We start from the raw sequence: 24,501 nt of genomic DNA on the forward strand, positions 1-24,501 counted from the left end.
GGGCTAGACTGGGTGCGCCGTTCATTTCTTTTGCGGATTTGGCCGGGATAAAGCGCTCTAGAACAACGGTTGGATCGCCGTACCGCGGCCCGGAGATGCGCGACCCCAAACGAAAAACGCCCCGTGGCTGCCACGGAGCGTTTCGCATGGAAGGATGCGTCGCTTAACGCGTTTCCGGGCCATATTGGATCGCTTTACACTGCCTCTTCGAACGCAAAAAGCGATGCATGTTTCAGGGTGACCCGGAAACGCTCTAGTTCACGGTTTCCGCGTCGACGACGTCTTTCTGCGTGGTCGTGCCGCTGGCGATCTCGATCTGGCGGGGCTTGAGCCGCTCGGGCACTTCGCGCACCAGCTCGATATGCAGCATGCCGTCTGTATGCGTCGCGCCAGTGACCTTGACGTGGTCGGCCAGCTGGAACTTGCGCTCGAACGCGCGGGTGGCGATGCCACGGTGCAGGTAAGTGCGGTCGCCTTCCTCTTCGGCCTTGCGAGCCGAGACGATCAGGGCGCCTTCGCGCAGCTCGACGGATAGCTCGTCATCGCTGAACCCTGCGACGGCGATGGAGATGCGGTAGGCATCATCGGCCGTCTTTTCAATGTTGTAAGGGGGGTAGGTCGGTTGATTGACGTCACCGGCAAGGACGCGGTCCATCATGTCGGCAATCTGGTCAAACCCGATAGATGCCCGGTAAAGCGGGGCAAGATCAAAGTTTCGCATTGGAATCCTCCGTTGAGCGATACCTATGTGGATGCCTTCCCGACAGGGACAGGCGGTTGCGACCGACCCGCGATGCGGCGTCGGACAGCATTTATTTGGGGAGAGGAAAAGCCGGTTTCAAGACCCCGGTAAAGGCTGGAATCACTGGATTTTCTCGAACCGGGCGCCCGAGGCGTTACCGCCGCGGGTGACGTCGACCTTGCGAAAGCCGGTATTGGCTGTCGAGGGCGCCGAGGTGGCGCTGGCGCGCAGCTTGCGCTTGAGGGCGTCGACCGTGTCGGGCAGTTCCATGCCATAGGCGACGGTGGTGCCGTGCTTGGTCTTGTGGCCGCCGACGACGAGGCTGACGATGCGGGCGCGGTAGCCGCCATCGGAGAAGACGGGCGCGCCGGAGGAGCCGAAGGTGACGTTGCAACCGAAGGAAATCAGGCCCTGGCCCCGGCCCAGCACGTCGCACTGACGTTCCCAGGACAAGGCATCGTCGCGCTTGCGGCCGTAGGAGACCACGCTGACATTATCGCCCCGCGTGGGATTGTGGTGCAGGGCGAAGGGGCTGGCGGTGGCGGTAGGGATGGGCGTGCTGAGTTCAAGCAAGGCCACGTCGCGGCGGACATTGTCGGCAGACATACCATCGGACGGCGCGTAGCCGTCGGCCACCACGAAGCGGCGGATGTTCCGCGCGGCAATGGCCGCCCCGTCGCGCAGGCCGGCGCGAAACACGATGCGTTCGGGCAAAAGCGGTGCTCCGCGCTTGTCAAAGACGCAATGCGCCGCCGTCAGCACGAGGTTGTCGGCAATCAAAGTGCCGGTGCAGTAGCTGTCCTGGCCGAGGTCGATGCGGCCCACGGCCTCCCACCCCAGAAGGTCATCGCGGTTGGTCAGGCGGATCAGATCGCTCGGGGTGGCCAGCGTCGGCAGGGTGAGGCCCGCGAGAAGCGCGCAGAGAGATATCAGGCGGCGCATCATGTCAGTCCAGATCCGGCGAGGCGAATTTCGCGCCGGTGTCACGGTTCTGGCCGGTCGAGAACAGGTCGACGCGCGCCTGCTCCCGAAGGCTGCCGCCGTTGTCCAAAGCGTCCCGCATCAGGGCAAGGGGACGGTCCAGCGAGGCGCCGAGCGCGACCTTCTTGCCGTGGATCTCGGCCATTGCGGAGACAACCGAGACGATGCGCGGGGCGCCGTCCTCGAAGGTGAAGACCGGTGCGCCGGAGGCGCCGTAATCCACGTCGCAGGACATCACGAGCACGCCGCTGCGCTTTTCCAGCACCTGGCACATGTCCTGAAGCGAGGGCGCTTCGGAGCGTTCGCGGGCATAGCTGACCAGTCCGATACGTTCGTGCTTGCGTGGCTGGGTGTCGGTCTGGAACGGGACTACTCCGGACTTGGCGATGGGGTGGTGCAGTTCCAGAAGGGCGATGTCGTTGCGCACGCGGACGGCGTCGATCCGGTTGGAGTAATCGTAGTCGGGATGCACCACGGCGCGGCGGACCCAGCGATAGGCGGTGGCGCGGCCATTGCGCCAGCCTGCGAGGAATTCGATCTGTTGCGTGTCGACCGCCTTGCCCGTGGTGGCATCGAACAGGCAGTGCGCGGCGGTCAGTACGAGGTCGGGCGCGATCAGGGCGCCGGTGCAAAACCCGTTGCCGCCGATGTCGATACGCCCCACGGCCTGCCATTGGCGGCCGTCATCTGTGGTATCCAGACGTTGAAGCACCGCATCCTGCGCGGATACGGGCGTGACCCAACAGAACAGGGCCGCAACAAGCCCTGTGAAACGCATGCTCTTGAACAAACCGGGTGCCTCGCTTGATTTACCAAGCTCGTACCGGCGCAATTTGTCGAAAATAGGGCCGGGCCGGATTATTCTCGCAGCGCGGGCGGTTTCGGCCCGCCAGTGGCCCAGTCGAGCAGTTCGACGGTGTGCACGACAGGCACACCGGTGCCCGAGCCGATCTGCATCATGCAGCCGATGTTGCCGGTGGCGATGATGTCGGGCGACTTGGCCTCGAGCGTCTGAACCTTACGCGTTTTCAACTGCTTGGAGATGGCGGGCTGCATCAGGTTGTAGGTGCCCGCGGAGCCGCAGCACAGATGTGCATCGGCCGGTTCGACCACCTCGAACCCGGCGTTTTTCAGCAGGGTCTTGGGGTGGGTCTTGATCTGCTGGCCATGTTGCAGGGAACAGGCGGCGTGGTAGGCCACGCGGGTGTCGCGCGGCGTGCCCTCGGGCAGGTCAAGCTGCATCAGCAGTTCCGAGACATCCATGGCGATATCCGAGACGCGGGCGGCATCCTCGGCCAATGCCTCGGTGCGGAACATGTGGCCGTAATCCTTGACCGTCGTGCCGCAGCCGGAGGTGTTGATCACGATGGCATCGAGGCCGTCCTCGTCCATCTCGGCGGTCCAGGCGCGGATGTTGTGGGCCGCCGTGGCGTGGCTCTCGGACGTTTTGCCCATGTGGTGCGTCAGCGCCCCGCAGCAGCCTGCGCCCTTGGCCACGACAACTTCGCAGCCCAGACGGGTAAGCAGGCGGATGGTGGCATCGTTGATGTCGGTGTTCAGCGCCTTTTGGGCGCAACCAGTCATCAGGGCGACGCGTTTCACGGGCTTGTCCTTGGCTGGGAAGGTTTGTGGATCGTCATTGCGGCTGACGGGCGGGACATTCTTGGGGGCCATCTCGACCATCGCGCGCAGGCGGGCGTCGGGCAGGGCCCATTTGAACGGTTTGGCAATCTTGGCGCCGAGCATCGCGACGCGGAAACGGTTCGGATAAGGCAGGATGCGCGCTAGCGTCCAGCGCAGGACACGTTCGAACATGGGTCGCTGGTAGCGGTCCTCGATGTATTCGCGGGCGTGATCGACGAGGTGCATGTAGTGCACGCCCGAGGGACAAGTCGTCATGCAGGCGAGGCACGACAGGCAGCGGTCGATATGCTTTACCGTCTCGCGATCCGGGTCGCGGTCGTTTTCCAGCATATCCTTGATCAGGTAGATGCGGCCCCGGGGGCTGTCGAGCTCGTCGCCCAGCACTTGGTAGGTGGGGCAGGTGGCGGTGCAGAACCCGCAATGCACGCAGGAGCGCAGGATCTCGTTCGAGCGCTGGATGGCAGGGGATTTGAGCTGTTCGGCGGTGAAGTCTGTTTTCATTCAGTCGGCAATCATCTGAGCGGTGTAGAGCCCGAACCAGGGCAGGGTGGTGGCGGCGGCGGTCGCGCCATAGGCGATGCGGCGGGTGCGCGGCGGCAGCGTACGGGTCCGTATTGCCAGCATCACCAGCGACAACACGGTGATCCAGGCCAGCCAGACCAGCAGCACGACGGCCAGCGCGCCATACGCGCCAAGCTCTCCGCCCCATTGGCGCAGCGCGAAGGCGGCGAAGATGAGGGCGACGGAGACCGCCCAGAGGGCGGTGACATAGGCCCGTGTCGGCGTCTGCTTGGCCAGCACCCAGAAGATGACCGGCCCGGCCAGAAACCCGATGGCGAAGAGCAGCGCGTCGATCATGCCGCGCGGCCCATCAGGCCGGGGTTGAGGATGCCGCGCGGGTCGAACCGGGCGCGCAGCCCGTCCTGAAGCGCGGCGATTGGCGGCGAGAGCGGTTGAAAGACACCGCCCGCGCGGTTGCCGCGGATGAGTGTGGCGTGGCCACCGGCGGCGTTGACGGTGGCGCGGATGGTGTCGGCTTGTGTGTCCTGCGGCACGCGCAGCCACACGAGGCCGCCGCCCCAATCGTAAAGCGCCTCGGCCCCGTCGACCTGTGCTTTGATCCCGGGCGCGTCGGAGGGTTTGACGGACAGCCGCCAGACATCCCCCGGCCCGTCATGGAAGCAGGCGACATCGCGGATGTCTTGCCAGAGGGTGGCGTTGGCGTCGGGGTCGGTTTCGATTTCGGCGGTGCCAAGATCGGCCAGAAGGGTTTGGAGTTGACCCGCGCGGTAGGCGACGGATTTTTCGAAACCCTCGATGCGCAGGCAGGTCTGCGGGCCGTCCTCGGTCTGGCGATGCGCCGCGCCGGTGATCTCGAACGGCGAGCCGAGCGCGCGGGAAAGAGCGGCGACGGCGGTGGTGTCGTCGAGACCCGAGAGCGTGATCGTGGCCGTTTGGTGCGATGCGGGCAAGACCTTGAGCGCCAGTTCGGTCATCACCCCAAGGGTGCCGAAGCTGCCTGCCATCAGCTTGACGAGGTCGTAGCCGGTTACGTTCTTCATCACGCGCCCGCCGTTGCGGGTGACCTGTCCCTGCCCGTCGACAAAGCGCACGCCCAGCAGGAAGTCGCGCGCGGCCCCGGCCTGGATACGGCGGGGGCCCGAGACATTGGCGGCGAAGACGCCGCCGATGGTCGGCTCGCCGGTCGTGCCCAGCAGGCCGCGATGGTCCATCGGCTCGAATGCCAGGCGCTGGCCCTCCTTGGCCAGGGTCTTGCGCACGTCTTCCACCGGGGTTCCGGACTGCACCACCAGCGTCAGTGCGCCGGGTTCATAGAGGTTTACGCCGGAGAGGCCCGAGGTCGTCAGCGGCTGGCCGTTCACGGGCACGCCGATGGGGCGCGTGCCGCTGCCCATGACGCGCAGGGGCTCGGACGCGGAGGCGACCATCTCGGCGAGTTCGGCCTCGGAGGTGGGGGCAAGGGCTTTCATTGTTCCAAAAATACTCCGGGGTCCGGGGCAGCGCCCCGGGACGATTATTCAGCGGCGATCCGGCGGGTGTCGGATGACGCGAGCGGGAACACCTTGGCCGGGTTCAGCAGCCACTTGGGGTCGAAAACGTCCTTGACGGCCATCTGGATTTCAAGGTCAGGAGGGTCGTACTGATGCAGCATCAGGTCGCGCTTTTCGATGCCGACGCCGTGCTCGCCCGTGAGGCAGCCGCCGACCTCGACGCAGAGCCTCAGGATATCGGCGCCCAGATCCTCGCAGAGTTCAAGGTCGCCTTCTTTGTTGGCGTCGAACAGGATCAGCGGATGCATGTTGCCGTCGCCCGCGTGAAAGACATTGGCGACGTCGAGGCCGTATTCCTTGGACATCTCGCCGATGCGTTTTAGCACATAGGGCAGTTCGTTGACCGGGATCGTGCCGTCGAGGCACATGTAGTCGTTGATCTTGCCCATGGCGCCGAAGGCGGATTTGCGGCCGAGCCAGATGCGCTTGCTTTCGTCGTCGGACGAGGATTGGCGCAGTTCCACGGGGTCGTGCTTGCGGGCGATGTCCATGATGGTCTCGAGCTGTTCGTCGATCTCGGCGTCGGAGCCTTCGACCTCGACGATCAGGAGCGCCTCGCAATCGGGATAACCTGCACCGGCAAAGGCCTCGGTCGCGCGGATGCAGGGGCGGTCCATGAATTCGATCGCCACGGGCAGGACGCCGGCCTTGATGATGTCCGAAACGCACTGGCCCGCGACTTCGGAGGAGTCATATCCGATCAGTACCGGACGCGCGCCTTCGGGTTTGTGCAGGATGCGCAGGGTCGCCTCGGTGACGATGCCAAGCTGGCCTTCGGAGCCGCAGATGAGGCCCAGCAGGTCGAGCCCCTCGGCATCGAGATGCGCGCCGCCGATTTCGGTCACGGTGCCGTCCATCAGCACCATGGTGACGCCCATCAGGTTGTTGGTTGTCACGCCGTATTTCAGGCAATGCGCGCCGCCCGAGTTCATCGCGATATTGCCCGAGATGGCGCAGGCCAGTTGGCTGGAGGGGTCGGGGGCGTAGAAAAAGCCTTCTTCCTCGACCGCGCCGGTGACCGAGAGGTTGGTGCGCCCGGTTTGCACGCGGATGAAGCGGTTGTCGTAATCTGTCTCGAGTACCTCGTTCATGCGGGCGACACCGATGATGACACTATCCTCTGTCGGGAGCGCGCCGCCGGCGAGCGATGTGCCCGCGCCACGCGGTACCACGGGCACGCCCATGTCGTTGCAGATCTTGAGGGTCTCGGACACTTCGGCCGTGGAGGCGGGCAGGACCACGGCCAGTGGCGGACACTTGTAGGCCGTCAGCCCGTCGCATTCATAGGCGCGGGTCTCGGCGGGGTCGTGGATGAGCGCCTCGCGAGGCAGGAAAGACGCCAGCCGGTCGAGCAATTGCGACTTGCGTGCAAGGATGGTCGGGTTCGGCTTTGGCATGTCCATGGCGGTCCTCCCAGGATTGGTAAGATAATATAACCAATTTGCATCGGTCGCAAGTGCGGCATCCGCGACGCAATGACAACAACAATTCTGTCAGCACGCGGTTGTGAGTGCATGTGTCGTGGCGCTCACCTATATTAGCAGACATGAAAAGACTCGCTGCATTTTTCGCGGCCGCGCTGCTGGCCGCACCTGCTTTCGGCGACGAGCCGCAGGTATTGGACGTGACCGTCGAAAAGGCGGGCATGGTGTGGAATATCCACGTGACGATTCGCCATCCGGACACCGGGTGGGACCATTATGCCGACGGCTGGGAAGTGCTGGACGCGGCGGGCAACCGGCTGGGGTATCGCGAGCTGATGCACCCGCACGTAAACGAGCAGCCTTTCACCCGCTCGCTGAGCGGTGTGGTGATCCCGGACGGGACGCGCGAGATCTTCGTGCGGCCGCGCTGTTCGGTCGATGGCTGGTCCGGATCGCAGAAACGCGTGGCGTTGCAACCCTGACAAAAGGAACGCGCCCTCGGGCGCGTGCAGGTTTGTCTCGGCGTCGGACTTGCGTCTGACGCCTCGGTGGCGTGTGCCAGCGTGACGCGGTTATCCGGGGGTGGCACGCGTGGCCTGTGTGGGAGCCTCCGGCGGGGATATTTCGGGCCAGAGGAAGCGGGGCGAGGTTACTGGCGACCTTCGCGGAGCCAGCCGCCGACGATGAGGCCCGCGGCCAGCAGGAGGACCAGCCAGGCTGGCAGGAGCGGTGTCTGCGTTACCGAACGGGTCTGGTAGGCGTTGCGATCCAGAAGGCCGATCCAGCCGCGGCCCGACATGGCGCGGCCTTCGCGTACGGTGCGCACGCGGGGCGGGCCGTCGGCCAGCGGGTGGATGCCGCCGCCGGTCCCGGTAATGTAGGGGGCCAGTGTTTCGGTGTCCGCGATGGTATTCTCGAATTCTACCGGCGAGGCGGGGCCGAGGCCGATGACGGCTGTGTGCTCGCCGTTTTCCAGCCGGTACAGGCCGATGGTGGGGCCATCGAAGATCGCCTCGAACCGGCCTGGGGAGACTTCTTCCAGCTCCATCTCGATCTGTTCGTCTGTGGGGGTGGTAATGGTGACCGGACCGACGGTATCTTCGAGCGAGCGGCGGATGATGCGCATCTGCTGGCCGGTGGCCTCGGCCCAGAGCGCCTCTTCCTCCAGTTCCGGTTCCTTCATCATCCAGTGGGCGAGGCGGCGCAGCAGTTCCAGTTGCGGCCCGCCGCCCTCGAAGCCGCGGTTCCAGAGCCAGGCGTGGTCGGACGCCAGCAGCGCCACGCGGCCTTCGCCGACGCGGTCGAGGGTCAGCAGGGGGCGGTCGCCGACGCCGGTCATGACGGTGTCGCCGGAAGTTTCCTCGACCTCGATCTGGCGCATCCAGCGGCCCCATTCGCCGCCGAACTCCTGCTCCAACCCCGAGGTGACCGGGTGGCGCTGGCCCAGATCGGTGATCGAGGGGCTGTAGCGTTCCTCGAGCACGCGGGCGGTGGGGCGGCCGGGCAGGATGGCTTCGAGCGGGGTGCGGTAGAGGCTGTCGGCGGCGGCGTAATCGGGGCCTGCCGCGATCAGGACCGCGCCGCCGCCTTCGACGTAACTGCGCACGTTGTCGAGATAGAGCGAGGGCAGGATGCCGCGACGCTTGTAGCGGTCGAAGATGATGAGGTCGAAATCCTCGATCTTTTCTAGGAAGAGCTCGCGGGTGGGGAAGGCGATGAGGGACAGCTCGCGGATTGGTACGCCGTCCTGTTTTTCCGGAGGACGCAGGATGGTGAAGTGGACGAGGTCGACCGAGCTGTCGGATTTCAGAAGGTTGCGCCAGGTGCGCCCCCCGGCGTGGGGCTCGCCCGAGACGAGCAGCACGCTGAGCCGGTCGCGCACGCCGTTGATCTGGACGAGCGCGGTGTTGTTTCGGTCGGTCAGTTCGCCGTCCACCGGCGGGGTGGAGAATTGCAGCACGTTGCGGCCGCCATGGGGCAGGCGCAGGGGCAGGTCGATATCCTCACCCAGGGGAACGTTGAAGCGCTGCGGTTCCTCGCCGTCGACCGAGACGTCGACTGGGACTGTCGTGGTGCCTTCGGGCGCGGCACCGTCATCGGTGATGCGCAGGGTCATCTGGATTTCCTCGCCCAGGATGGCGAAGGCGGGGGCGTTTTCGACCACCAGTTTACGGTCCCAATCGTCTTCGCGCCCGGTGTGCAACAGGTGGATGGGCGCGGGCATGTCGGGGGCGCGGTCGAGGTCGTGCAGGCGGCCGTCGGACATGAGGATCGCGCCGGCGATGCGGGCGCGGGGTTCTTCGGCCAGCGCCTCTGACAAGGCGGTCATAAGCTGGGTGCCGGTATTGTCGGCGCCGTCGGGGACGGTGATGCGGCGCAACTCGGTGTTGTCGCGCGCGGTGATGCGGGCGGCGAGGTCGTCGGCGGTGGTTTCCGTGAGGGACGCGCGGTCGCCAAGGGTCTGGCTGGCGCTTTCATCCTCGATCATCAGGACGATGTCGGAGAGCGGTTCACGGTCTTCCGCCTGGTAGACAGGACCGAGGAGCGCGGCGAGAACCACCAGACCGGCAAGCGCGCGGAACGGCCACCCGGAGAGGCCGCGCCAGATGGCGAGCGCAGTGCCGGCCATCATCATGCCGGCGAGTGCCGCGATGAGCCACGGATTGAGGAGAGGTTCGAAGACGATGCTGCCGGTCATTGGCCAAGCCTGTCGAGAAGAGCGGGCACGTGCACCTGGTCGGATTTGTAGTTTCCGGTCAATACGTGCATCACAAGGTTGACGCCGAAGCGGTAGGCCAGCTCGCGCTGGCGTTCGCCGGCAAAGCCGCGGCCCACCGGGAACATCGGATTGCCGCGGTCGTCCATGGCCCAGGCGGCGGACCAGTCATTGCCGCCGATGACCACAGGCGTGACGTTGTCGTTGAGGTTGCGGAAGGGCATGCCCTCGACCTGTTCGGCGTCGGGGGGCGCGGATTCGACCCAGACGGAGCGGCCGGTGTGGCGGCCCGGGAAGTCCTGCAGCAGGTAGAAGGTGCGCGTGAGCACGTGGTCCTCGGGGATGGGCTCCAGCGGGGGGATGTCGAGCGGGCGTGCGAGGCGTTGCAGCTTGCGGCCCGCCGGAGAGGAGGCGCCGAAGCCCGCAACATTGGCGTCGCGCGTGTCGAAGAGGATCATTCCGCCGGTGCGCAGGTATTCGTTGAGCTTGACGTAGGCTTCCCCGGACGGGATTGGCTGATCGGGGGATATGGGCCAGTAGAGAAACGGATAGACCGAAAGGTCGTCGGTTTCGAGGTTCACGGCGACGGGGTCTGCCGGTTCTACGGACGTGCGGAAGAACAGGGTTTCGCCCAAGCCGCGCAGGCCCGCCTGGGCGGCATTGTCGAGGCTGCGGTCGCCGGTGATGACGTGGCCAAGCACGACCTCGGACGCGGCCATGAGGGCCTTCTCGTCGGCCTCGGTCATGCTGCTGTCCTGAGCGTCGGCCATTTGGGGGCTGAGCAGAAGCGCCAGAAGAAGCGCGGACATCGTGGCGCGGGCGGGCATCAGTCGGCCCGAGAGGCCCAGCGAGGCCAGGATGTCGGCCATCAGGATCAAGAGCGCCCCGGCGAGGAACCAGCCGCCGAGCGCGGCCTCGGGCAGGCGGTCGAGGCCCAGGACGGGCAGGTCGGCGGGCCAGCTGACTGGGGTGAGCGTGGTGTCCGAGGGCAGGACGTTGAGCGCGAGCCGCCGGTCCGGGCCATCGTAAAGGCCGGGGCGGAAATCGGGGCCGGGAACATCCTCGACAAAGCGGGTGCCGTCGACGCCGGGCAGGGTGCCGGCATCTTCCAGGATGCCGGAGCCGGAAAGGACCTGCACGGGCTGCCAGGTGGTGCCTTCAAGTTCGGCCAGGTCGGGCAAGGCGAGGCTGGAGGATATCGCCAGCCGTTCGAGCATCTGCACGAAGAGGCCCGACAGCGGCAGGGTGGACCACTCGGCGTTGGCGGTGACGTGAAAGAGGACGACCTGCCCCTGTCCGATGCGTTTGCGGGTGACAAGCGGCGTGCCGTCGCTGAGCTGGGCGATGACGCGGTCGGCCAGCGTGGGGTCGGGCTGGGCCATCACCTGGGCGGTGACGGTGACGTCGGATGGCACGTCGAGTCCGAAAAACGGGCTCGATTCGGGGAAGGGGGCGAGTTCCTTGGGTTCGCCCCAACTCATGGCGCCGCCGACGGAGCGGCCCCCGGCGCGCAGGCGGACGGGCATCAGCGGGGCCTCGTCACTGCGCGAGACGTCCGAGGCGGCGAGACGCGGCCCGGCGAACCGCAGAAGCATGCCGCCGCGATCGGTCCAGTCGAGCAGATCGGCCTGTTCAGCGCCCGAGAGCGTGGCAACATCGGCCAGCACGACCACATCGGGGTTGGCGGGCAGCACGTCGCTGAGGCTGCCGTCGAGCAGGTCGGCGGTGGGTTCGAGCGCCTGTTCGAGATAGTGGAGCGGCGACAGGAGTTCGAGGCCCTCGCGGTCTTCGCGGCCTGCGATGAGCGCGACCTCGCGGCGCTTGAGGCTGTCGTCGGTCAGGGTGACGGCGCCGGCATGGGACTGGCCTGCGATTTCGAACCGGGTGAGGCGGGCGCGGAGTTCGGCGGGCAGGGAGAGAAGCGTCGTGGCCTCTTTTGCGCTGGCCTCGAACGTCATGTCCTGCGTCGCCAGAAGACGCTGGGCGCCGGCAGGGTCGCGGCCATGCGCCTCGACCGTGATGTCGCGGGCGGGGCCGGGATTGGCGCGTAGGGCGGTGAGGCGCAGGGCGTCGTCCTCGACCACAGCAGGGGTCAGCGCGTAGATTGGCACGGCGCTTTCGTGGATGGTGACGCGGCCCCGATCCTGAAGCGCGTCGAGCAGGGTTTGCCGCCCGTCGCGGGCGAGACCGTCGGAGAACCAGCGGGTTTCGAAATCCTCTTCGCCGAGCAGGGTGGCGGCGTCCTCGTAGTCGGAGGGCTGCGGGGACCACGCCGCGGGGGCGAGGCCGGTCAGGCGGGTGCGCCACGTCTCGGCGGACTGGAAGACCGGCGCCTGGGGGTCCGAAAGTTGCAGGATGCCGACTGGGCGGGCGTTGCGCCCGGCCTCGGCCAGCAGGGAATCGAGCAGGTCTTCCTGCGCGGGCCAGTCGCGGGCGCTGGCCCAGCTGGAATCGAGCACGATCAACATGGGGCCGGTGCGGTTGGCCTGGGTCTGGTCCTGCGGGTTGAGGATGGGACCGGCGAGGCCGATGATGACGGCGGCGACGGCCAGCATCCGCAAGAGCAGCAGCCACCAGGGCGTGCGGTCCGACACGCTGTCGTCATCGCGCAGACCCAAGAGAAGCGCCACGCCGGGAAAGCGGCGGCGGATGGGCGCGGGCGGCACGGCGCGCAGGATCAGCCACAGGATGGGCAACGCGGCCAGCGCCACTAGAAGCCAGGGCGCGGCGAAACCGATGGGGCCGATGGTCATCGTCCGTGCCCCCCGTCGAACGCGTTATAGAGCCACAGGAGCGCGGATTGCGCGGAGTCCGATGTGTGATGCGTGCCGTAGAGCCAGCCGGTGGTTGCGCAGAGCTGGCGCAGGTCATCCTTGCGGGCGGCGAGGCGTTCAAGATAGCGGTCGCGCAGTTCCGACGCCTTAAGGGTTTCGTGCACCATCGTGCCGCCGACCGACTCAAAGATGGTCCTGCCGCGATAGGGAAAGCTCTCCTCGGCCGGGTCGAGGATCTGGTAGAGGACGCCGCGCACTCCGCGGTCGGCGGCGGCGGTCAGCGCATTGCGCACCGGGTCGAGGTCGCCAAGGAAGTCTGACAGGAACAGCGCGCGCCCGTGCGATAGCATGCCGGTGGTCTGGGGCGCGCCGTAATCGTCGGGACCGTCCTGGCCGAGCGCCATGGCAAGGCGCTCGATCTGGGCGTCGCCGCGACGGGGGGGCAGGTCGGCGCCGGAAAGCCCGACACGCTCGCCCGCGCGATTGAGCAGAATGGCGATGGCCAGTGATAGAAGGCGGGCGCGGTCGGCCTTTTGCGGCAGGGTATCGTCGGAGGCAAAGCGCATGGAGGCGGCGCCGTCGACCCAGAGCGTGACGCTTTGGGCAATTTGCCATTCGCGCTGCCGCAGGAATTGCGTGTCCGAGCGGGCCGAGCGGCGCCAGTCGATGTGGCGCAGTTCATCCCCGGCCTGCACCGGGCGGTATTGCCAGAAATCGTCGCCCATGCCCGCGCGGCGGCGGCCATGCTCGCCCAGCAGGACAGTCCCCGCCAAATGCTCTGCCCGGGCCAGAAGCGCGGGAAAGCGGGCGGCCTCGGCTTCGGACCGGGCGCGGAGAGGGGCGATTTGGGTCAAGCGGCGGCCTCGGTCCTCGTCACTTGGGCGACGGTGGCGGCGATGAGATCGTCGAGGTTTTCACCGCGGGCGCGTGCGGCGAAGTTGAGCGCCATGCGGTGGGTCAGGACAGGCTGCGCCATGGCGGCGATATCGTCGGAATCGGGGGCCAGCCGGCCCTGGATCATGGCGCGGGCGCGGACGGTCAGCATCAGCGCCTGCGCGGCACGCGGGCCGGGACCCCAGGCGACGTTTTCGCGCACCGTTTCAGAAGAGGTGGCGTCGTCGGGGCGGAAGGCGCGCACGAGATCGATGATCTGTTCCATCACGGCCTCGCCAACCGGCATCCGGCGCAGGAGGGTCTGCGCAGCGATGAGGTCCTCGGCGGTGAAGACCTGGTGCGCTTCTTCCTCGGCCACGCCGGTGGTGGCGAGCAGGATCGCACGCTCGGTGTCGCGGTCGGGATGGGGCACGTCGATCTGCACGAGGAAGCGGTCAAGCTGGGCCTCGGGCAGAGGGTAGGTGCCTTCCTGTTCAATCGGGTTCTGGGTGGCCAGCACGTGGAACGGCGGGGTCAGCGGGCGGTCTTCGCCGGCGACTGAGACCTGCCGTTCCTGCATGGCCTGCAGAAGCGCAGATTGCGTCCGGGGGCTGGCGCGGTTGATCTCATCGGCCATCAAAAGTTGGCAGAAGATCGGGCCGGGAATGAACTTGAACGCGCGGGTGCCGTCAGCACCGGTTTCCAGAACCTCGGAGCCCAGAATGTCGGCGGGCATCAGGTCGGGCGTGAACTGAACCCGGTTCGATTCGAGCCCCATGACGATGCTGAGTGTTTCGACCAGCCGGGTCTTGCCCAGACCGGGCAGACCCACCAACAATCCGTGGCCACCACAGAGCAGCGCCGAGAGCGACAGGTCGACGACCCGTTCCTGCCCGATGAAGCGGCGGGTGATCGAGGCGCGGGCCTGGGCCAGCTTGTCTTCGAGGGCTTCGATCCCGGCCAGCAGGTCGGCGTCGTCGGTCATGGCAAAACTCCGGTTTGGGCTATATCGCTTGGGTAGAGTGTATCGCGCACAAGCAAAATGGCAAAAGCAATGAGCAATAAATCGGTCACAACCCCGTCAGCGGAAAGCCTTGCCGAAACGGCACGCAGGGAAAGCGGCAAGGGCCTACCGCCTGTGCATTTGTGGGACCCGGAGTTTACTGGCGAGATCGACATGCGGATCGCGAGGGACGGCACGTGGTACCACGAAGGCACGGTCATCGAGCGCAAGGGGCTGGTGCGGCTGTTCTCGACCATTCTGAAGAAGGAAGGCGACCGCCACTATCTTGTCACGCCGGTGGAAAAGGTCGGCATCGTGGTGGAGGACGCGCCTTTTGTCGCGGTGGATTTCGAGGCGGAAGGCGAGGGCGCGGCGCAGATGCTGGTCTTCGTGACCAACGTGGGCGATCACGTTTTGGCAGGGGCGGACCATGCGATCCGGGTGGAGCGTGACCCCGAGACGGGCGAGCCGTCGCCCTACCTGCATGTGCGGGCAGGGCTGGAGGCTCTGATCGATCGCAAGTCGTTTTACCGGCTGGTGGATCTGGGTGAGAACGAGGATGGATGGTTCGGCGTCCGGTCGGACGGCGCGTTTTTCCCGATGATCCCGTCAAGCGAGTTGCCGACCGGATAAGCGTAGCCGCTATTCTGAGCGCCGGAACGGTGTGGGGCGCCGGTTTGAAGCGGCGCTGTCTACCACATCCTGGATACGCTTTTCACGGGTTGGCGCGGTTTTTGCAGTCTTGATCCATTCGAGCGTGCCGCGTTGGACGCTGCGCGGCCAGTCATCCCATACCGCGACCAGATCGCCCAAGGCGCGGGTCAGGTCGTCCGGGCGTTCGAGACGGTCGACGTCGTCGAGGAAGGTCCACATGCCTGTCTCTTTCGCGGCGGTAACGAGCGCCTCTCCGGCGGGTTGAAGACGGCCGGCGGCGCGCAAGGCCCTGATCTTGGCCTTGTTCACGGCGGACCAGGCAGAACGAGGGTTGCGCGGTGCGATCAGGAGGCTCGTGCGGTCGTCATCGATCTTGCGCGGCTGGCTGTCGATCCAGCCCCAGCAGAGCAGTTCGGAGACAATATCGTCATAGGCCAGGTAATGCGCGGTGTGCTTGCGAAAGGTGACGAGCCAGACCGACGGCGAACCGTCGTGATTGGCCGCGAGCCAGCCGTGCAGGTCGTCGAGTGACCTGACCTCGACCCGTTTTGCGGTGTCTGCTGCGCGTTTGGCCATGATGCAGTCTGATACGTTGCACGGACGGGAACGGATGATTGCAGGCACAAAAAAACCCGATGCGTAGGGCATCAGGCGGATCGGCCATCGCGGCCGGGTACGAAGTACCCCGGGTCGAAGCGAGCACTCGAAAGCGCCGTGCCCCGACCCGGGAAAACGTCGAAGATTAGTACTTCGTCGTTACGGGCTCAGGCTCAACCGGAACCACGACTTCTTCTTGTTGTTGCTGTGCACAGGCGGCCAGGCCGACGGTTGCGATGAGAGCAGCAATCATTGCAGTTTTGTTTTTCATGTGAACAAATTCCTTCCATGTCACGCGCCCGATACTGTGTTTGAACGCGATTTGTTGTCAACACAAGAGCTTGCGTAAAAACGCGAATCTCCGGCTGCTATGGCTTCTATGGCAGCATTTTTGTCACGTAAATGCCTTTTTCAGCGGGATTCCGCGATTTTCATAGGGTTTTGCGCTGTTGCAACTGTGCTACTTTTGCACTTCGTCTGGGAAAAGTCGCTTTTCCGACACGTCAATCAGCCTATCGCGCGGGCGCTCGATTCCGCCCGCCCGGCGTTGGTTCCGCGCCTTTGGTGGGCGCTCAGTGCGCTTGGGCCCAATTGTCGCCTTGTCCCGCGTCGACCACGAGCGGCACGTCAAGATGCAGGGCGGGGCGGGCCGCGTGTTCCATAACATCGCGGGCTGTGTCGATGACCTTTTCCTCGGCGCCGCCCGAGACCTCGAAAAGAAGTTCGTCGTGGACCTGCAGCAGCAGCTTGCAGGGCAGGTCGGCAATGGCCTCGGGCATGCGAATCATGGCGCGGCGGATGATGTCGGCGGCGGTGCCCTGGATCGGCGCGTTGATCGCCGCCCGGCGGGCAAAGCCGGCGCGAGGGCCCTTGGCGCCGATCTCGGGCGTGTGGATCTTGCGGCCAAAGAGGGTCTGGACGAAGCCGTGGTCCTTGGCGAAGGCGACGGTGTCATCCATGTAGGTGCGGATGCCCGGGAAGCGTTCGAAATAGCGGTCGATGAAGGCCTGCGCGTCGGCGCGGGGGATACGCAGGTTGCGCGCGAGACCATAGCCCGAGATGCCGTAGATCACGCCGAAATTGATCGCCTTGGCGCGGCGGCGGATCTCGGGTGTCATGTCGTCCATCGAGACGTCGAACATCTCGGATGCCGTCATGGCGTGAATGTCCTGACCGTCGCGGAACGCCTCCTTGAGCGCTGGGATATCGGCAATATGGGCGAGGATCCGCAGCTCGATCTGGCTGTAATCCAGCGCGACGAGGGTATTGCCATCCTCGGCCACGAAGGCCTCGCGGATGCGGCGGCCTTCCTCGGTGCGGATGGGGATGTTCTGCAGGTTGGGGTCGGTTGAGGCGAGACGCCCGGTGCTGGCGCCGGTCTGGACATAGGAGGTGTGGACGCGGCCCGTGTCGGGGTCGATATGGTCCTGCAGGGCATCGGTATAGGTCGATTTCAGCTTGCTGACCTGTCGCCAGTCCATCACGCGGGCAGGCAGGTCGTGCTCGGTGGCGAGGTCTTCGAGCACGTCGGCAGGTGTGGAATACTTGCCGTTCTTGCCGCGCTTGCCACCCTCCAGCCCCATTTTGTCGAAAAGGATATCGCCCAGCTGCGCCGGGGAGCCGACGTTGAACTTCTCGCCCGCAAGCTCGTGAATCTCGGCCTCGAGTCCGGCCATCTTCTGGGCGAAGGCGGCGGACATGCGGGAGAGCGTGTCCTTGTCGACCTTGATGCCGTTACGCTCCATCTGCGCCAGCACGGGCACCAGCGGGCGTTCGAGCGTCTCGTAGACGGTGGTGACCTTCGCACGGTGCAGCTGCGGCTTGAACGTGTGCCAGAGGCGCAGGGTGATGTCGGCGTCCTCGGCGGCGTATTTCACCGCCTCGTCGATGGGCACGCGGTCGAAGGTGATGGCGGATTTGCCTGTGCCCAGCAGGTCCTTGATGGGGATTGGCGTGTGCGACAGGTAGCGTTCGGCGAGCGTGTCCATGCCGTGGCCGTGCATCCCGGAGTAGAGCGCGTAGGACATCAGCATCGTGTCGTCGATCGGCGCCATGGCGATGTCGTAATTGGCCATGATCTTGGTGTCGTATTTCATGTTCTGCCCGATCTTGAGGATCGACGGATCCTCGAGCATGGGTTTCAGGGCATCGAGCGCCTCCTGCATCGGGATTTGGCCGTCGAGCAGGGCGTCGGAGCCGAAGAGGTCGTCCGCGTTGCCGTCCTTGTGGCCGAGCGGGATGTAGCACGCCTCGCCCGGGTCGATAGAGAGGCAGATGCCCACAAGGTCGGCCTGCATCTCGTTGAGTGAGGTTGTTTCGGTATCGACGGCGACGTAGCCGCGGGCGGTTATGCGGTCGATCCAGCTTTGCAGCGCGTCCATGTCCGAGACGCGCTCGTATTTCGCGGGGTCGATGGCGGGCCAGTCGGGGGCGCTGGCCTCGCTCGCCTCCGGCGCTGTGGGCTCGGGGATCGCAGGCGCCTCGACATCCAGCGCGTCGGCGATGCGCTTGGTGAGGGTGCGGAACTCCATCTCGGTCAGGAAGGCCAGCAGGGTGTCGGGATCGGGGTCGCGCACCTCGAGGTCGTCGAGGGTGAAATCGAGAGGCGTCTCGCAGTCGAGTTGCACAAGCTTTTTCGACAGCTCGATCTGTTCGCGTTTCTCGATCAAGGTCTCGCGGCGCTTGGGTTGCTTGATCTCCTCGGCGCGGTCGAGAAGTTCTTCGAGGCTGCCGTATTCGTTGATCAGGAGCGCGGCGGTCTTGATGCCGATGCCGGGGGCACCGGGGACGTTGTCGACGCTGTCGCCCGCGAGGGCCTGCACGTCCACGACGCGCTCGGGGCCGACGCCGAATTTCTCCTCGACGCCTTCGCGGTCGATGCGGCGGTTCTTCATGGCGTCCAGCATTTCGACGCCACCGCCCACCAGCTGCATCAGGTCCTTGTCCGAGCTGATTATGGTGACGCGCCCGCCCGCGTCGCGGGCTTGGACGGCGAGAGTGGCGATCATGTCGTCGGCCTCGTACCCTTCCATCTCCTTGCAGGCGATGTTGAACGCCTCGGTCGCGCGGCGGGTCAGCGGGATCTGCGGGCGCAGGTCCTCGGGCATCTCGTCTCGGTTGGCCTTGTATTCGGGATACATGTCGTTGCGGAAGGTGTGGCTGCCCTTGTCGAAGATCACGGCGACATGGGTGGGGGCGTCGGCGCCGGTGCTATCCTCGACATATTTTTGCAGCATGTTGCAAAAGCCCGAGACGGCGCCGATGGGCAGACCATCGGATTTGCGGGTCAGCGGGGGCAGCGCGTGGTAGGCACGAAAGATAAAGGCCGACCCGTCGATCAGGTGCAGGTGATGTCCCTTGCCGAATGCCATGTGCCGCGCCTTTCCTTGCTGTCGCGTTACGTATCTCATGCCCGTCATGGCAGTTCCAGCCTGACTTTTCATGGCAGGATGTGCGCGCGGCAGAGCGAGTCGGGCATGGTAAATGCTCTCGTGCCTCAGCAGCCTGGCGTCCGTCGAAAAGCAAAGGCGGGGCGGGTGTATTGCGAGGGGTGGATCAGTTTTGTGACGTAAGGAAACTTTTCGATTTAACAGTGCCTTGGGGGATTTTGCCCTGATTGGAGACACTGATTTTCTGCCGTGGGACTGGACGGATCGGCGCGGGTCGGGCACAATGAGAGTTGTAGGAAGGCTGATTTTTTTAAGCGATTTCATGATGTGACGACTGCATTTCGGTCGGCCTTTCTGCACGAAACTTGACACCTGCGGCGCCGGTCGAGCGCGCCTTGGCCGAACCGCCGCTTCAAGCGGAGAAGGAAAATGGCCAAGACAAACACCAAACCCCCCGATGCGACACGTGACAAGCCCGGTGAGCCCGTCAAGCGCGGGGACACCGAAAAACCGATCGTCGTTTCAAGACAGGTCTTCAACGATTTCGCGATGATCTGACGCACAGAGCCGATTTAGACACACATTTCAGAACCGGCCAGGTCGTTACCGCGCCATATGCGACGGGCGACATTTCAAGGGCCAGAGGTCAGCCGCCTAATTACACTTTTCGGGCAGGCTGGCGATGTTCAGAAACCGACCCCCGATGCGACTTGCACAGGCATGGCGCCGGAAGGGAAGGGCTGCGGGTTGCTATCCGGGGTGGAAGCGGCGGTGCGAGAGCGTCACGGCATAGGGTGTCGGGGTCCATGCGCCGAAAGGGATGCCTGCGCTGCGCAGCGTGCGCGAGATCCAGGTATTGCACGTGCGGAAAATGTGGAAGCGGCCCGTCGCCTCGAAAAATATATCAGTGTCGGTGAAACCGAGGGCGGAGAGCGGGGTGGCGTCGTCGTCGGCGTTCGGTGCCAGTTGTTGCAGGATCGCGGTCATGAGACCGGAATATTGAGCGGGTGTGAGCATCAGTCGTGGGCTGTCGTATCCGCGGGGGAGCGGGCCGATCACGTCGGCGCGCAGGACTGCATCGTCGCCGGTCATGGCACGCCAGAGGGTGGCGGCGGGCACATCGGAATAAGAACCTTCGTGGGTGTAGAACGCGCGGCTGCCCCAGCCGATCACCAGCCACTCGGCCTTTGGGTCCGAAAGGAGTAGACCTGCCTTTTCCAGATGAAAGAAGCGCGCCTGTGTGCGGGGTGTCAGTGGCAGGAGAAGATCGTAGTGGATCGGGCCCGCGACCATACGGATTTCGATTGGTGGGCCGCCGTCGGCGGACGGGTTTGGAGAGAGCGGGCCGGGGACAAGAGCGCCCGCAACTGCGGACACCAGGTAGAGGCAGATCAGCGCAAGGATGGCCAGCAAGCCGAGGACCAGGCGCCTGGCGGTGGCCCGCAGTGTGTGCCTCAGACCTTGCCCTCGAAATCGCGGTGCACCAGCTTGGCGTCGCAATAGGGGCATTCGACGAAGCCGATGTCTTGCGGGATGGTCAGCCATACGCGCGGATGGCCCAGCGCCGCTTCGCCGCCATCACAGGCCACGCGGTAGCTGTCGACGATCCGGGTCTCGGGGGCTTCGGTCACCATTGACGGCGTTCCTTTTGGCTGCAAGTAGGTCGGGGCAGACTATATCCGACAGACACCCGGGGACAAGAGCCGCCATGCCGACAAATGCAATCGAAGTGAGAGGCCTGGAAAAGGTCTATGGCGGCGGCAAGCACGGCATGTCCAAGCCGGCGCTGACAGGGGTGGACCTCGATGTGCCAAAGGGCTCTGTCTTTGGCCTTTTGGGGCCCAATGGCGCGGGCAAGTCGACGCTGATCAACATCCTGGCCGGGCTGGTGACCAAGACCAAGGGACAGGTCAAGATCTGGGGGTTCGACCAGGATGTGAACCCGCGGCAAAGCCGGGCGTCGATCGGGGTCATGCCGCAGGAATTGAACCTGGATCCGTTCTTTGCGCCGCGCGCGGCGCTGGAGGTTCAGGCGGGGCTTTACGGTGTGCCCAAAAAGGACAGGCGCAGCGACGAGATATTGGAACTGGTTGGGCTGAGCGACAAGGCCGAGGCCTATGCGCGGACGCTGTCGGGCGGCATGCGTCGGCGGCTGCTCTTGGCCAAGGCGTTGGTGCATCATCCGCATATCCTGGTGCTGGACGAGCCGACGGCGGGCGTGGATATCGAGCTGCGCCAGACATTGTGGCAGAACGTGCGCAAGCTGAACGAGCAGGGGATGACGATCATCTTGACGACGCATTACCTGGAGGAAGCCGAGGAGATGTGCGACGAGATCGCGATCATCAACGAAGGGTCGGTCGTGGCGCGGGACACTACGGCGCATCTGCTGGGGCAGATGGATCGGCGCACGATGGTGATCGAGCCCGAGGCCGACCCGGTGGCCCTGCCCGAGGGCGAGGGGATGACGGTGGAGACACGGCCCGGCGGGCAGGTGGCGATCAGCTATCGCTCGACCAGGATGTCTGCGGAAGCGGTGCTGGAAGCGGTGCGGGCCTCGGGGATGCGCATCCGGGACGTGCGGACCGAACAAGCAGACCTGGAAGAGGTGTTCCTGGAGCTGACCCGTTCGCGCTGAGGGCTCTTACTTGTCCTTCAGCGTGTCCTCGATGGATTTCAGCCGTTGCAGCACCTCGTCGCGGTAGGTGTCGGTGCGTTCCTCGGCCTCGAGGTTATGGGCGTCCTGCATCGAGTTCACGATAAGGCCCACGACGAGGTTCACCACGGCGAAGGTGGTCACCAGGATGAACGGCACGAAGAAGGCCCAGGCGAAGGGGTAGACTTCCATCACCGGGCGGACGATGCCCATGGACCACGATTCCAGCGTCATGATCTGGAAAAGGGAATAGCCGGAGCGTCCGATGGTGCCGAACCATTGGTCGAACAGTACGGCCTGTTCGGGGGTGCAGGCGGGGCATCCGCCACCGAAGAGCTTTGTCGCCATGACCGAGCCGATGTAGAAGATGATGCCCATCAGCAAAAAGACCGAGCCCATGCCGGGCAGGGCGTTCATCAACCCTTCGACCACGCGGCGCAAGGACGGCGTGACCGACAGAACCCGCAACAGACGCAGGATGCGCAGGGCGCGTAGCACCGACAGGCCCTGGGTGGAGGGGATGAGCGAGATGCCGACGATCACGAAGTCGAAGACGTTCCAGCCGTTGCGGAAGAACGCCGTGCCGCGGGCGAAGAGCTTCAGCGCGATTTCGACCACGAAGATCGCTAGACAGATCTTGTCGAGCAAGACGATCAGTGGACCCGCCGCCGCCATCGCTGTTTGAGATGTCTCCAAGCCAAGCACCACGGCGTTGAAGAGAATCACCGCGAGGATGAAATTCTGAAAGCTCGTCCGGCTGACGAGCGCCTCGACGCGGGCGCGCAGGCTTTTGGGGCTGGCTTGGGTTGTCTGGCTCATGGCGCTGGATATGGGGCAGGGCGCGCAGGGGCGCAAGGCACGGTTTGGATCAGCTGTCGGCCTTGGCCAGCATCCGCCCGAGGCCGCGCCCGCCGAGGATGTGAAGGTGGTAATGCGGCACTTCCTGCACGCCGGCCTCGCCCGCGTTGGAGATGGTGCGATAGCCCGGATTGCCATCGCCCGGCGAGACGCTGGTCATGGCACAGACCTGTGCGGTGACGCGCATGAAGTCGACCAGCTCGGCCTCGGACGCCTCGGCGGCGAAGTGATCGTGGCAGACATACGGCCCCTTGGGGATCACCAGGACATGCACCGGCGCCTGGGGTTCTATGTCATTGAAGGCGAGCGTGTGCTCGGTTTCCAGCACGGTGTCATTGGGGATCTCGCCGCGCAGGATCTTGGCGAAGATATTCTGATCGTCATAGGAAAACGACATGATGTGCGGCCTCAGTCGGCATAAAGGTGATCGGTTTGCGCAACCTCTAGCGCCTTGTCGGGCGCGATATCAAGGAATTGGGCGATGAGGCCCGCGTTTTCCTCGGGGTCGTTGGATTGCTTCATGATGCTGTGGTTTTCGAACTCGGCGTCGCGGATGCGATCGGATTCGAAGTTGATGTCGCCGCGGATCGTGGGCAGCAGACGTTCCAGCGTTTCCTTGGGCGTCTGGGTGCCGGCCAGCCCGACGCGGCGAGCATGGCCCACAAGGTAGGCGTCGGAGAACTCGCACTGGATTTCCAGAAGTTTGGTGGTGGAGCGGTCGTTGCAGAAATCCTCGAGCAGGTCGATATTGCCGGGATCCATGCAGACGATCAGGCGGTCGGTCTCGAAATAGTCGAACAGCATCCGCATGAGCGCCCGGCGGTGGCGGGTGCGCTTGCCCAGCGTGGCCTGGATGCCTCCGAGGTCGGGCAGGTGTGTGTTTTCCTCGTTGAACAGGTATTCGATGGCCGGCACGTTGGTGACCTGGCGGATCTTGTCGATCATGCGCTTGGCGACGTGCCATTTCTTGCAGATGATGATCATCAACTCGCGTTCGCGGCCAAGTGTGCTTTCGGTTTCCCAGAAGCGCAGGGCAAAGCGGCGGCCGATGCGGCCGCGCCCGGTGAGGAACTTGAACAGGCTGCGCCCCTCGTCGGAGATGTTGAAGCGAGCGTCCTCGTCGGCGTAGAGCGCGCCGAGGCGTGTCTTGAGCTCGGTCGCCTCCGCGCTGATCTTGCGCGCAAAGAGCGCGTCCTGGCTGAGCAGCAGGTCGTAGTGATCGTTGTAGAACGTGACTGGCATCCCGTAATCGGTGAACATCAGGAAGGTCAGGGTCTGGGTCCGGATCTCGTTTTCCGGCACGAGATGGCGCACGAGGGTCTGAAAGAAGGTTTCGTCGGGAATCCAGGTGGTACGGAAGAAACGCATCACGTCGCGGCGCTTGCGGGTGAAATCGAGAATCCACTCGATGGTGCGGCGGCGCAGGCACCACCACTGGCTGCCGATCTGGATTTGCAGGTCGGCCGGGATGTCGCGGGTCAGGCGCAGCTTTTTCTGGATGTTGAACGAGGCGTAGAACAGCCGCTTATGGTTCCGTTCGTTGAAGAAATGGCGGTAGATCAGCCGCTCTTCCTTCATGCCGGTCTTGATCCAGTCGGATGCAAAATAGTCGAAGCTTTCAATGTAATCGACATCGTTGGCATCAAGGAAATCGTGGGCATAGCGGGCCGATTTGATGGCCGCACAATCGCCCGAAAGCATGTAGAAATGCGTGGCGCGGGGGAACGCGTCGACCGCGGCCTCGATGGCGTGGAGCGTGGCCTGTACCAGCGACCACTCTCCCCAGCCGCACTTGATGCGCTTGCGGGCGAACGTGACATTTGGATTGTCGGCCAATGCCTCGCGGATCTTGCGGTAATGTTCGGGCTTGGCGCGGGCGTCGAAGTGGATCGACATGTAGTCGCCTGCCGCGGTCAGCATGTTCGCCTGTCCGATGATTGCATCGGGGTCCTTGTGGCACAGCAGAATGAAGGCGATCCTGGCCATGGGCGAAACAATTGACCTGCTCTTTTGTCGATTGTCTATAGTGATAGAGATGAACAGCCGTTGAATAAACAGGCTTTCGTTGGTTTTTTTAACGGGTTAAATACGAATTGACCCGAGAAGAACCAGGGCAAC

Annotated in this window: 23 protein-coding genes; 4 read left to right on the plus strand and 19 right to left on the minus strand. The window is 64.7% G+C overall.

The window, feature by feature from the left end; genetic code table 11:
• Window positions 1-253: 253 nt before the first annotated feature.
• The 7 genes from FIU86_RS00395 to FIU86_RS00425 form a co-directional block, all read right to left on the minus strand.
• The gene (locus tag FIU86_RS00395) at window positions 254-721 is read right to left on the minus strand and encodes an Hsp20 family protein (RefSeq protein WP_152473260.1); all 468 of its coding nucleotides are present in this window, start codon (window positions 719-721) and stop codon (window positions 254-256) included.
• Window positions 722-862: 141 nt separating this feature from the next.
• Complete coding sequence (locus FIU86_RS00400; RefSeq protein ID WP_152473261.1) at window positions 863-1,684, minus strand: serine protease; 822 nt, start codon at window positions 1,682-1,684, stop codon at window positions 863-865.
• A 4-nt stretch (window positions 1,685-1,688) separates the two neighbouring features.
• Entirely contained in the window at window positions 1,689-2,501 is an 813-nt protein-coding gene (locus tag FIU86_RS00405; protein ID WP_152473262.1) for a serine protease, read from the minus strand.
• A gap of 80 nt (window positions 2,502-2,581) precedes the next feature.
• Window positions 2,582-3,868 (minus strand): glycolate oxidase subunit GlcF, encoded by a 1,287-nt coding sequence (glcF, locus tag FIU86_RS00410; RefSeq protein WP_152473263.1) that lies wholly within the window; start codon window positions 3,866-3,868, stop codon window positions 2,582-2,584.
• Window positions 3,869-4,225 (minus strand): hypothetical protein, encoded by a 357-nt coding sequence (locus tag FIU86_RS00415; RefSeq protein ID WP_152473264.1) that lies wholly within the window; start codon window positions 4,223-4,225, stop codon window positions 3,869-3,871.
• Window positions 4,222-5,358: a glycolate oxidase subunit GlcE gene (gene glcE / locus FIU86_RS00420; protein WP_152473265.1), complete on the minus strand. Its 1,137-nt coding sequence runs from the start codon at window positions 5,356-5,358 to the stop codon at window positions 4,222-4,224. Before glcE ends, FIU86_RS00415 begins: the two co-directional genes overlap by 4 nt.
• 44 nt (window positions 5,359-5,402) lie before the next feature.
• A complete protein-coding gene (locus FIU86_RS00425; protein WP_152473266.1) occupies window positions 5,403-6,842 on the minus strand; it encodes an FAD-linked oxidase C-terminal domain-containing protein in 1,440 nt (479 codons plus the stop codon).
• Window positions 6,843-6,985: 143 nt separating this feature from the next.
• Between FIU86_RS00425 and FIU86_RS00430 the strand changes: the two genes are divergently transcribed.
• On the plus strand, window positions 6,986-7,345 hold the full coding sequence (locus FIU86_RS00430) for a hypothetical protein (RefSeq protein ID WP_152473267.1): 360 nt from the start codon (window positions 6,986-6,988) through the stop codon (window positions 7,343-7,345).
• Between the two features lie 167 nt (window positions 7,346-7,512).
• Here FIU86_RS00430 and FIU86_RS00435 read toward each other — a convergent pair whose 3' ends face one another.
• Genes FIU86_RS00435 through FIU86_RS00450 form a run of 4 tightly spaced genes read right to left on the minus strand, consistent with a single transcriptional unit; the run spans window position 7,513 to window position 14,211 of the window.
• The gene (locus FIU86_RS00435) at window positions 7,513-9,561 is read right to left on the minus strand and encodes a hypothetical protein (protein ID WP_152473268.1); all 2,049 of its coding nucleotides are present in this window, start codon (window positions 9,559-9,561) and stop codon (window positions 7,513-7,515) included.
• On the minus strand, window positions 9,558-12,332 hold the full coding sequence (locus tag FIU86_RS00440) for a DUF4159 domain-containing protein (RefSeq protein WP_152473269.1): 2,775 nt from the start codon (window positions 12,330-12,332) through the stop codon (window positions 9,558-9,560). Before FIU86_RS00440 ends, FIU86_RS00435 begins: the two co-directional genes overlap by 4 nt.
• A complete protein-coding gene (locus FIU86_RS00445) occupies window positions 12,329-13,207 on the minus strand; it encodes a DUF58 domain-containing protein (protein WP_152473270.1) in 879 nt (292 codons plus the stop codon). The genes FIU86_RS00440 and FIU86_RS00445 overlap by 4 nt, the downstream gene beginning before the upstream one ends.
• Window positions 13,204-14,211: a MoxR family ATPase gene (locus FIU86_RS00450; protein ID WP_152473271.1), complete on the minus strand. Its 1,008-nt coding sequence runs from the start codon at window positions 14,209-14,211 to the stop codon at window positions 13,204-13,206. Before FIU86_RS00450 ends, FIU86_RS00445 begins: the two co-directional genes overlap by 4 nt.
• 69 nt (window positions 14,212-14,280) lie before the next feature.
• Here FIU86_RS00450 and FIU86_RS00455 point away from each other — a divergent pair, with 69 nt between their 5' ends.
• Window positions 14,281-14,862, plus strand: coding sequence for a DUF1285 domain-containing protein (locus FIU86_RS00455; protein WP_152473272.1), 582 nt, complete (start codon window positions 14,281-14,283; stop codon window positions 14,860-14,862).
• 9 nt (window positions 14,863-14,871) lie between these two features.
• Here the strand turns inward: FIU86_RS00455 and FIU86_RS00460 are convergent, their stop codons facing one another.
• The 3 genes from FIU86_RS00460 to polA form a co-directional block, all read right to left on the minus strand.
• Complete coding sequence (locus FIU86_RS00460; protein ID WP_152476840.1) at window positions 14,872-15,459, minus strand: YdeI family protein; 588 nt, start codon at window positions 15,457-15,459, stop codon at window positions 14,872-14,874.
• Window positions 15,460-15,625: 166 nt separating this feature from the next.
• Entirely contained in the window at window positions 15,626-15,751 is a 126-nt protein-coding gene (locus FIU86_RS22970; protein ID WP_268873914.1) for a hypothetical protein, read from the minus strand.
• Between the two features lie 301 nt (window positions 15,752-16,052).
• Entirely contained in the window at window positions 16,053-18,851 is a 2,799-nt protein-coding gene (polA, locus tag FIU86_RS00465) for a DNA polymerase I (RefSeq protein WP_152473273.1), read from the minus strand.
• Window positions 18,852-19,298: 447 nt separating this feature from the next.
• On the opposite strand from polA, the gene FIU86_RS22975 reads away from it, so the two are divergent.
• Window positions 19,299-19,427, plus strand: a complete 129-nt coding sequence (locus FIU86_RS22975) for a hypothetical protein (RefSeq protein ID WP_302848755.1) — start codon at window positions 19,299-19,301, stop codon at window positions 19,425-19,427.
• 192 nt (window positions 19,428-19,619) lie between these two features.
• Here FIU86_RS22975 and FIU86_RS00470 read toward each other — a convergent pair whose 3' ends face one another.
• Together FIU86_RS00470 and FIU86_RS00475 are read right to left on the minus strand one after the other, a co-directional pair.
• On the minus strand, window positions 19,620-20,282 hold the full coding sequence (locus FIU86_RS00470; RefSeq protein WP_172977389.1) for a TIGR02117 family protein: 663 nt from the start codon (window positions 20,280-20,282) through the stop codon (window positions 19,620-19,622).
• Window positions 20,283-20,323: 41 nt separating this feature from the next.
• Window positions 20,324-20,503, minus strand: coding sequence for a zinc-finger domain-containing protein (locus tag FIU86_RS00475; RefSeq protein ID WP_152473275.1), 180 nt, complete (start codon window positions 20,501-20,503; stop codon window positions 20,324-20,326).
• Between the two features lie 74 nt (window positions 20,504-20,577).
• On the opposite strand from FIU86_RS00475, the gene FIU86_RS00480 reads away from it, so the two are divergent.
• A complete protein-coding gene (locus tag FIU86_RS00480) occupies window positions 20,578-21,507 on the plus strand; it encodes an ABC transporter ATP-binding protein (RefSeq protein ID WP_152473276.1) in 930 nt (309 codons plus the stop codon).
• A 6-nt stretch (window positions 21,508-21,513) separates the two neighbouring features.
• On the opposite strand, the gene FIU86_RS00485 is transcribed toward FIU86_RS00480, so the two are convergent.
• The 3 genes from FIU86_RS00485 to FIU86_RS00495 are packed head-to-tail and all read right to left on the minus strand — an operon-like array spanning window position 21,514 to window position 24,369.
• The gene (locus FIU86_RS00485; RefSeq protein WP_152473277.1) at window positions 21,514-22,344 is read right to left on the minus strand and encodes an ion transporter; all 831 of its coding nucleotides are present in this window, start codon (window positions 22,342-22,344) and stop codon (window positions 21,514-21,516) included.
• Between the two features lie 49 nt (window positions 22,345-22,393).
• Window positions 22,394-22,780, minus strand: coding sequence for a histidine triad nucleotide-binding protein (locus FIU86_RS00490; protein ID WP_152473278.1), 387 nt, complete (start codon window positions 22,778-22,780; stop codon window positions 22,394-22,396).
• An 11-nt stretch (window positions 22,781-22,791) separates the two neighbouring features.
• Window positions 22,792-24,369, minus strand: a complete 1,578-nt coding sequence (locus FIU86_RS00495) for a DUF5928 domain-containing protein (RefSeq protein ID WP_152473279.1) — start codon at window positions 24,367-24,369, stop codon at window positions 22,792-22,794.
• Window positions 24,370-24,501: the final 132 nt, after the last annotated feature.

Source organism: Roseovarius sp. THAF9 (assembly GCF_009363715.1).
Classification (GTDB): domain Bacteria; phylum Pseudomonadota; class Alphaproteobacteria; order Rhodobacterales; family Rhodobacteraceae; genus Roseovarius.

What these genes read in the sequence shown, in the direction of transcription:
- FIU86_RS00395 (WP_152473260.1), bottom strand. Translation starts at nt 721, where the DNA reads ATGCGAAACTTTGATCTTGCCCCGCTTTACCGGGCATCTATCGGGTTT.
- FIU86_RS00400 (WP_152473261.1), bottom strand. Translation starts at nt 1,684, where the DNA reads ATGCGCCGCCTGATATCTCTCTGCGCGCTTCTCGCGGGCCTCACCCTG.
- FIU86_RS00405 (WP_152473262.1), bottom strand. Translation starts at nt 2,501, where the DNA reads ATGCGTTTCACAGGGCTTGTTGCGGCCCTGTTCTGTTGGGTCACGCCC.
- glcF (WP_152473263.1), bottom strand. Translation starts at nt 3,868, where the DNA reads ATGAAAACAGACTTCACCGCCGAACAGCTCAAATCCCCTGCCATCCAG.
- FIU86_RS00415 (WP_152473264.1), bottom strand. Translation starts at nt 4,225, where the DNA reads ATGATCGACGCGCTGCTCTTCGCCATCGGGTTTCTGGCCGGGCCGGTC.
- glcE (WP_152473265.1), bottom strand. Translation starts at nt 5,358, where the DNA reads ATGAAAGCCCTTGCCCCCACCTCCGAGGCCGAACTCGCCGAGATGGTC.
- FIU86_RS00425 (WP_152473266.1), bottom strand. Translation starts at nt 6,842, where the DNA reads ATGGACATGCCAAAGCCGAACCCGACCATCCTTGCACGCAAGTCGCAA.
- FIU86_RS00430 (WP_152473267.1), top strand. Translation starts at nt 6,986, where the DNA reads ATGAAAAGACTCGCTGCATTTTTCGCGGCCGCGCTGCTGGCCGCACCT.
- FIU86_RS00435 (WP_152473268.1), bottom strand. Translation starts at nt 9,561, where the DNA reads ATGACCGGCAGCATCGTCTTCGAACCTCTCCTCAATCCGTGGCTCATC.
- FIU86_RS00440 (WP_152473269.1), bottom strand. Translation starts at nt 12,332, where the DNA reads ATGACCATCGGCCCCATCGGTTTCGCCGCGCCCTGGCTTCTAGTGGCG.
- FIU86_RS00450 (WP_152473271.1), bottom strand. Translation starts at nt 14,211, where the DNA reads ATGACCGACGACGCCGACCTGCTGGCCGGGATCGAAGCCCTCGAAGAC.
- FIU86_RS00455 (WP_152473272.1), top strand. Translation starts at nt 14,281, where the DNA reads ATGAGCAATAAATCGGTCACAACCCCGTCAGCGGAAAGCCTTGCCGAA.
- FIU86_RS00460 (WP_152476840.1), bottom strand. Translation starts at nt 15,459, where the DNA reads ATGGCCAAACGCGCAGCAGACACCGCAAAACGGGTCGAGGTCAGGTCA.
- FIU86_RS22970 (WP_268873914.1), bottom strand. Translation starts at nt 15,751, where the DNA reads ATGAAAAACAAAACTGCAATGATTGCTGCTCTCATCGCAACCGTCGGC.
- polA (WP_152473273.1), bottom strand. Translation starts at nt 18,851, where the DNA reads ATGGCATTCGGCAAGGGACATCACCTGCACCTGATCGACGGGTCGGCC.
- FIU86_RS22975 (WP_302848755.1), top strand. Translation starts at nt 19,299, where the DNA reads ATGGCCAAGACAAACACCAAACCCCCCGATGCGACACGTGACAAGCCC.
- FIU86_RS00475 (WP_152473275.1), bottom strand. Translation starts at nt 20,503, where the DNA reads ATGGTGACCGAAGCCCCCGAGACCCGGATCGTCGACAGCTACCGCGTG.
- FIU86_RS00480 (WP_152473276.1), top strand. Translation starts at nt 20,578, where the DNA reads ATGCCGACAAATGCAATCGAAGTGAGAGGCCTGGAAAAGGTCTATGGC.
- FIU86_RS00485 (WP_152473277.1), bottom strand. Translation starts at nt 22,344, where the DNA reads ATGAGCCAGACAACCCAAGCCAGCCCCAAAAGCCTGCGCGCCCGCGTC.
- FIU86_RS00490 (WP_152473278.1), bottom strand. Translation starts at nt 22,780, where the DNA reads ATGTCGTTTTCCTATGACGATCAGAATATCTTCGCCAAGATCCTGCGC.
- FIU86_RS00495 (WP_152473279.1), bottom strand. Translation starts at nt 24,369, where the DNA reads ATGGCCAGGATCGCCTTCATTCTGCTGTGCCACAAGGACCCCGATGCA.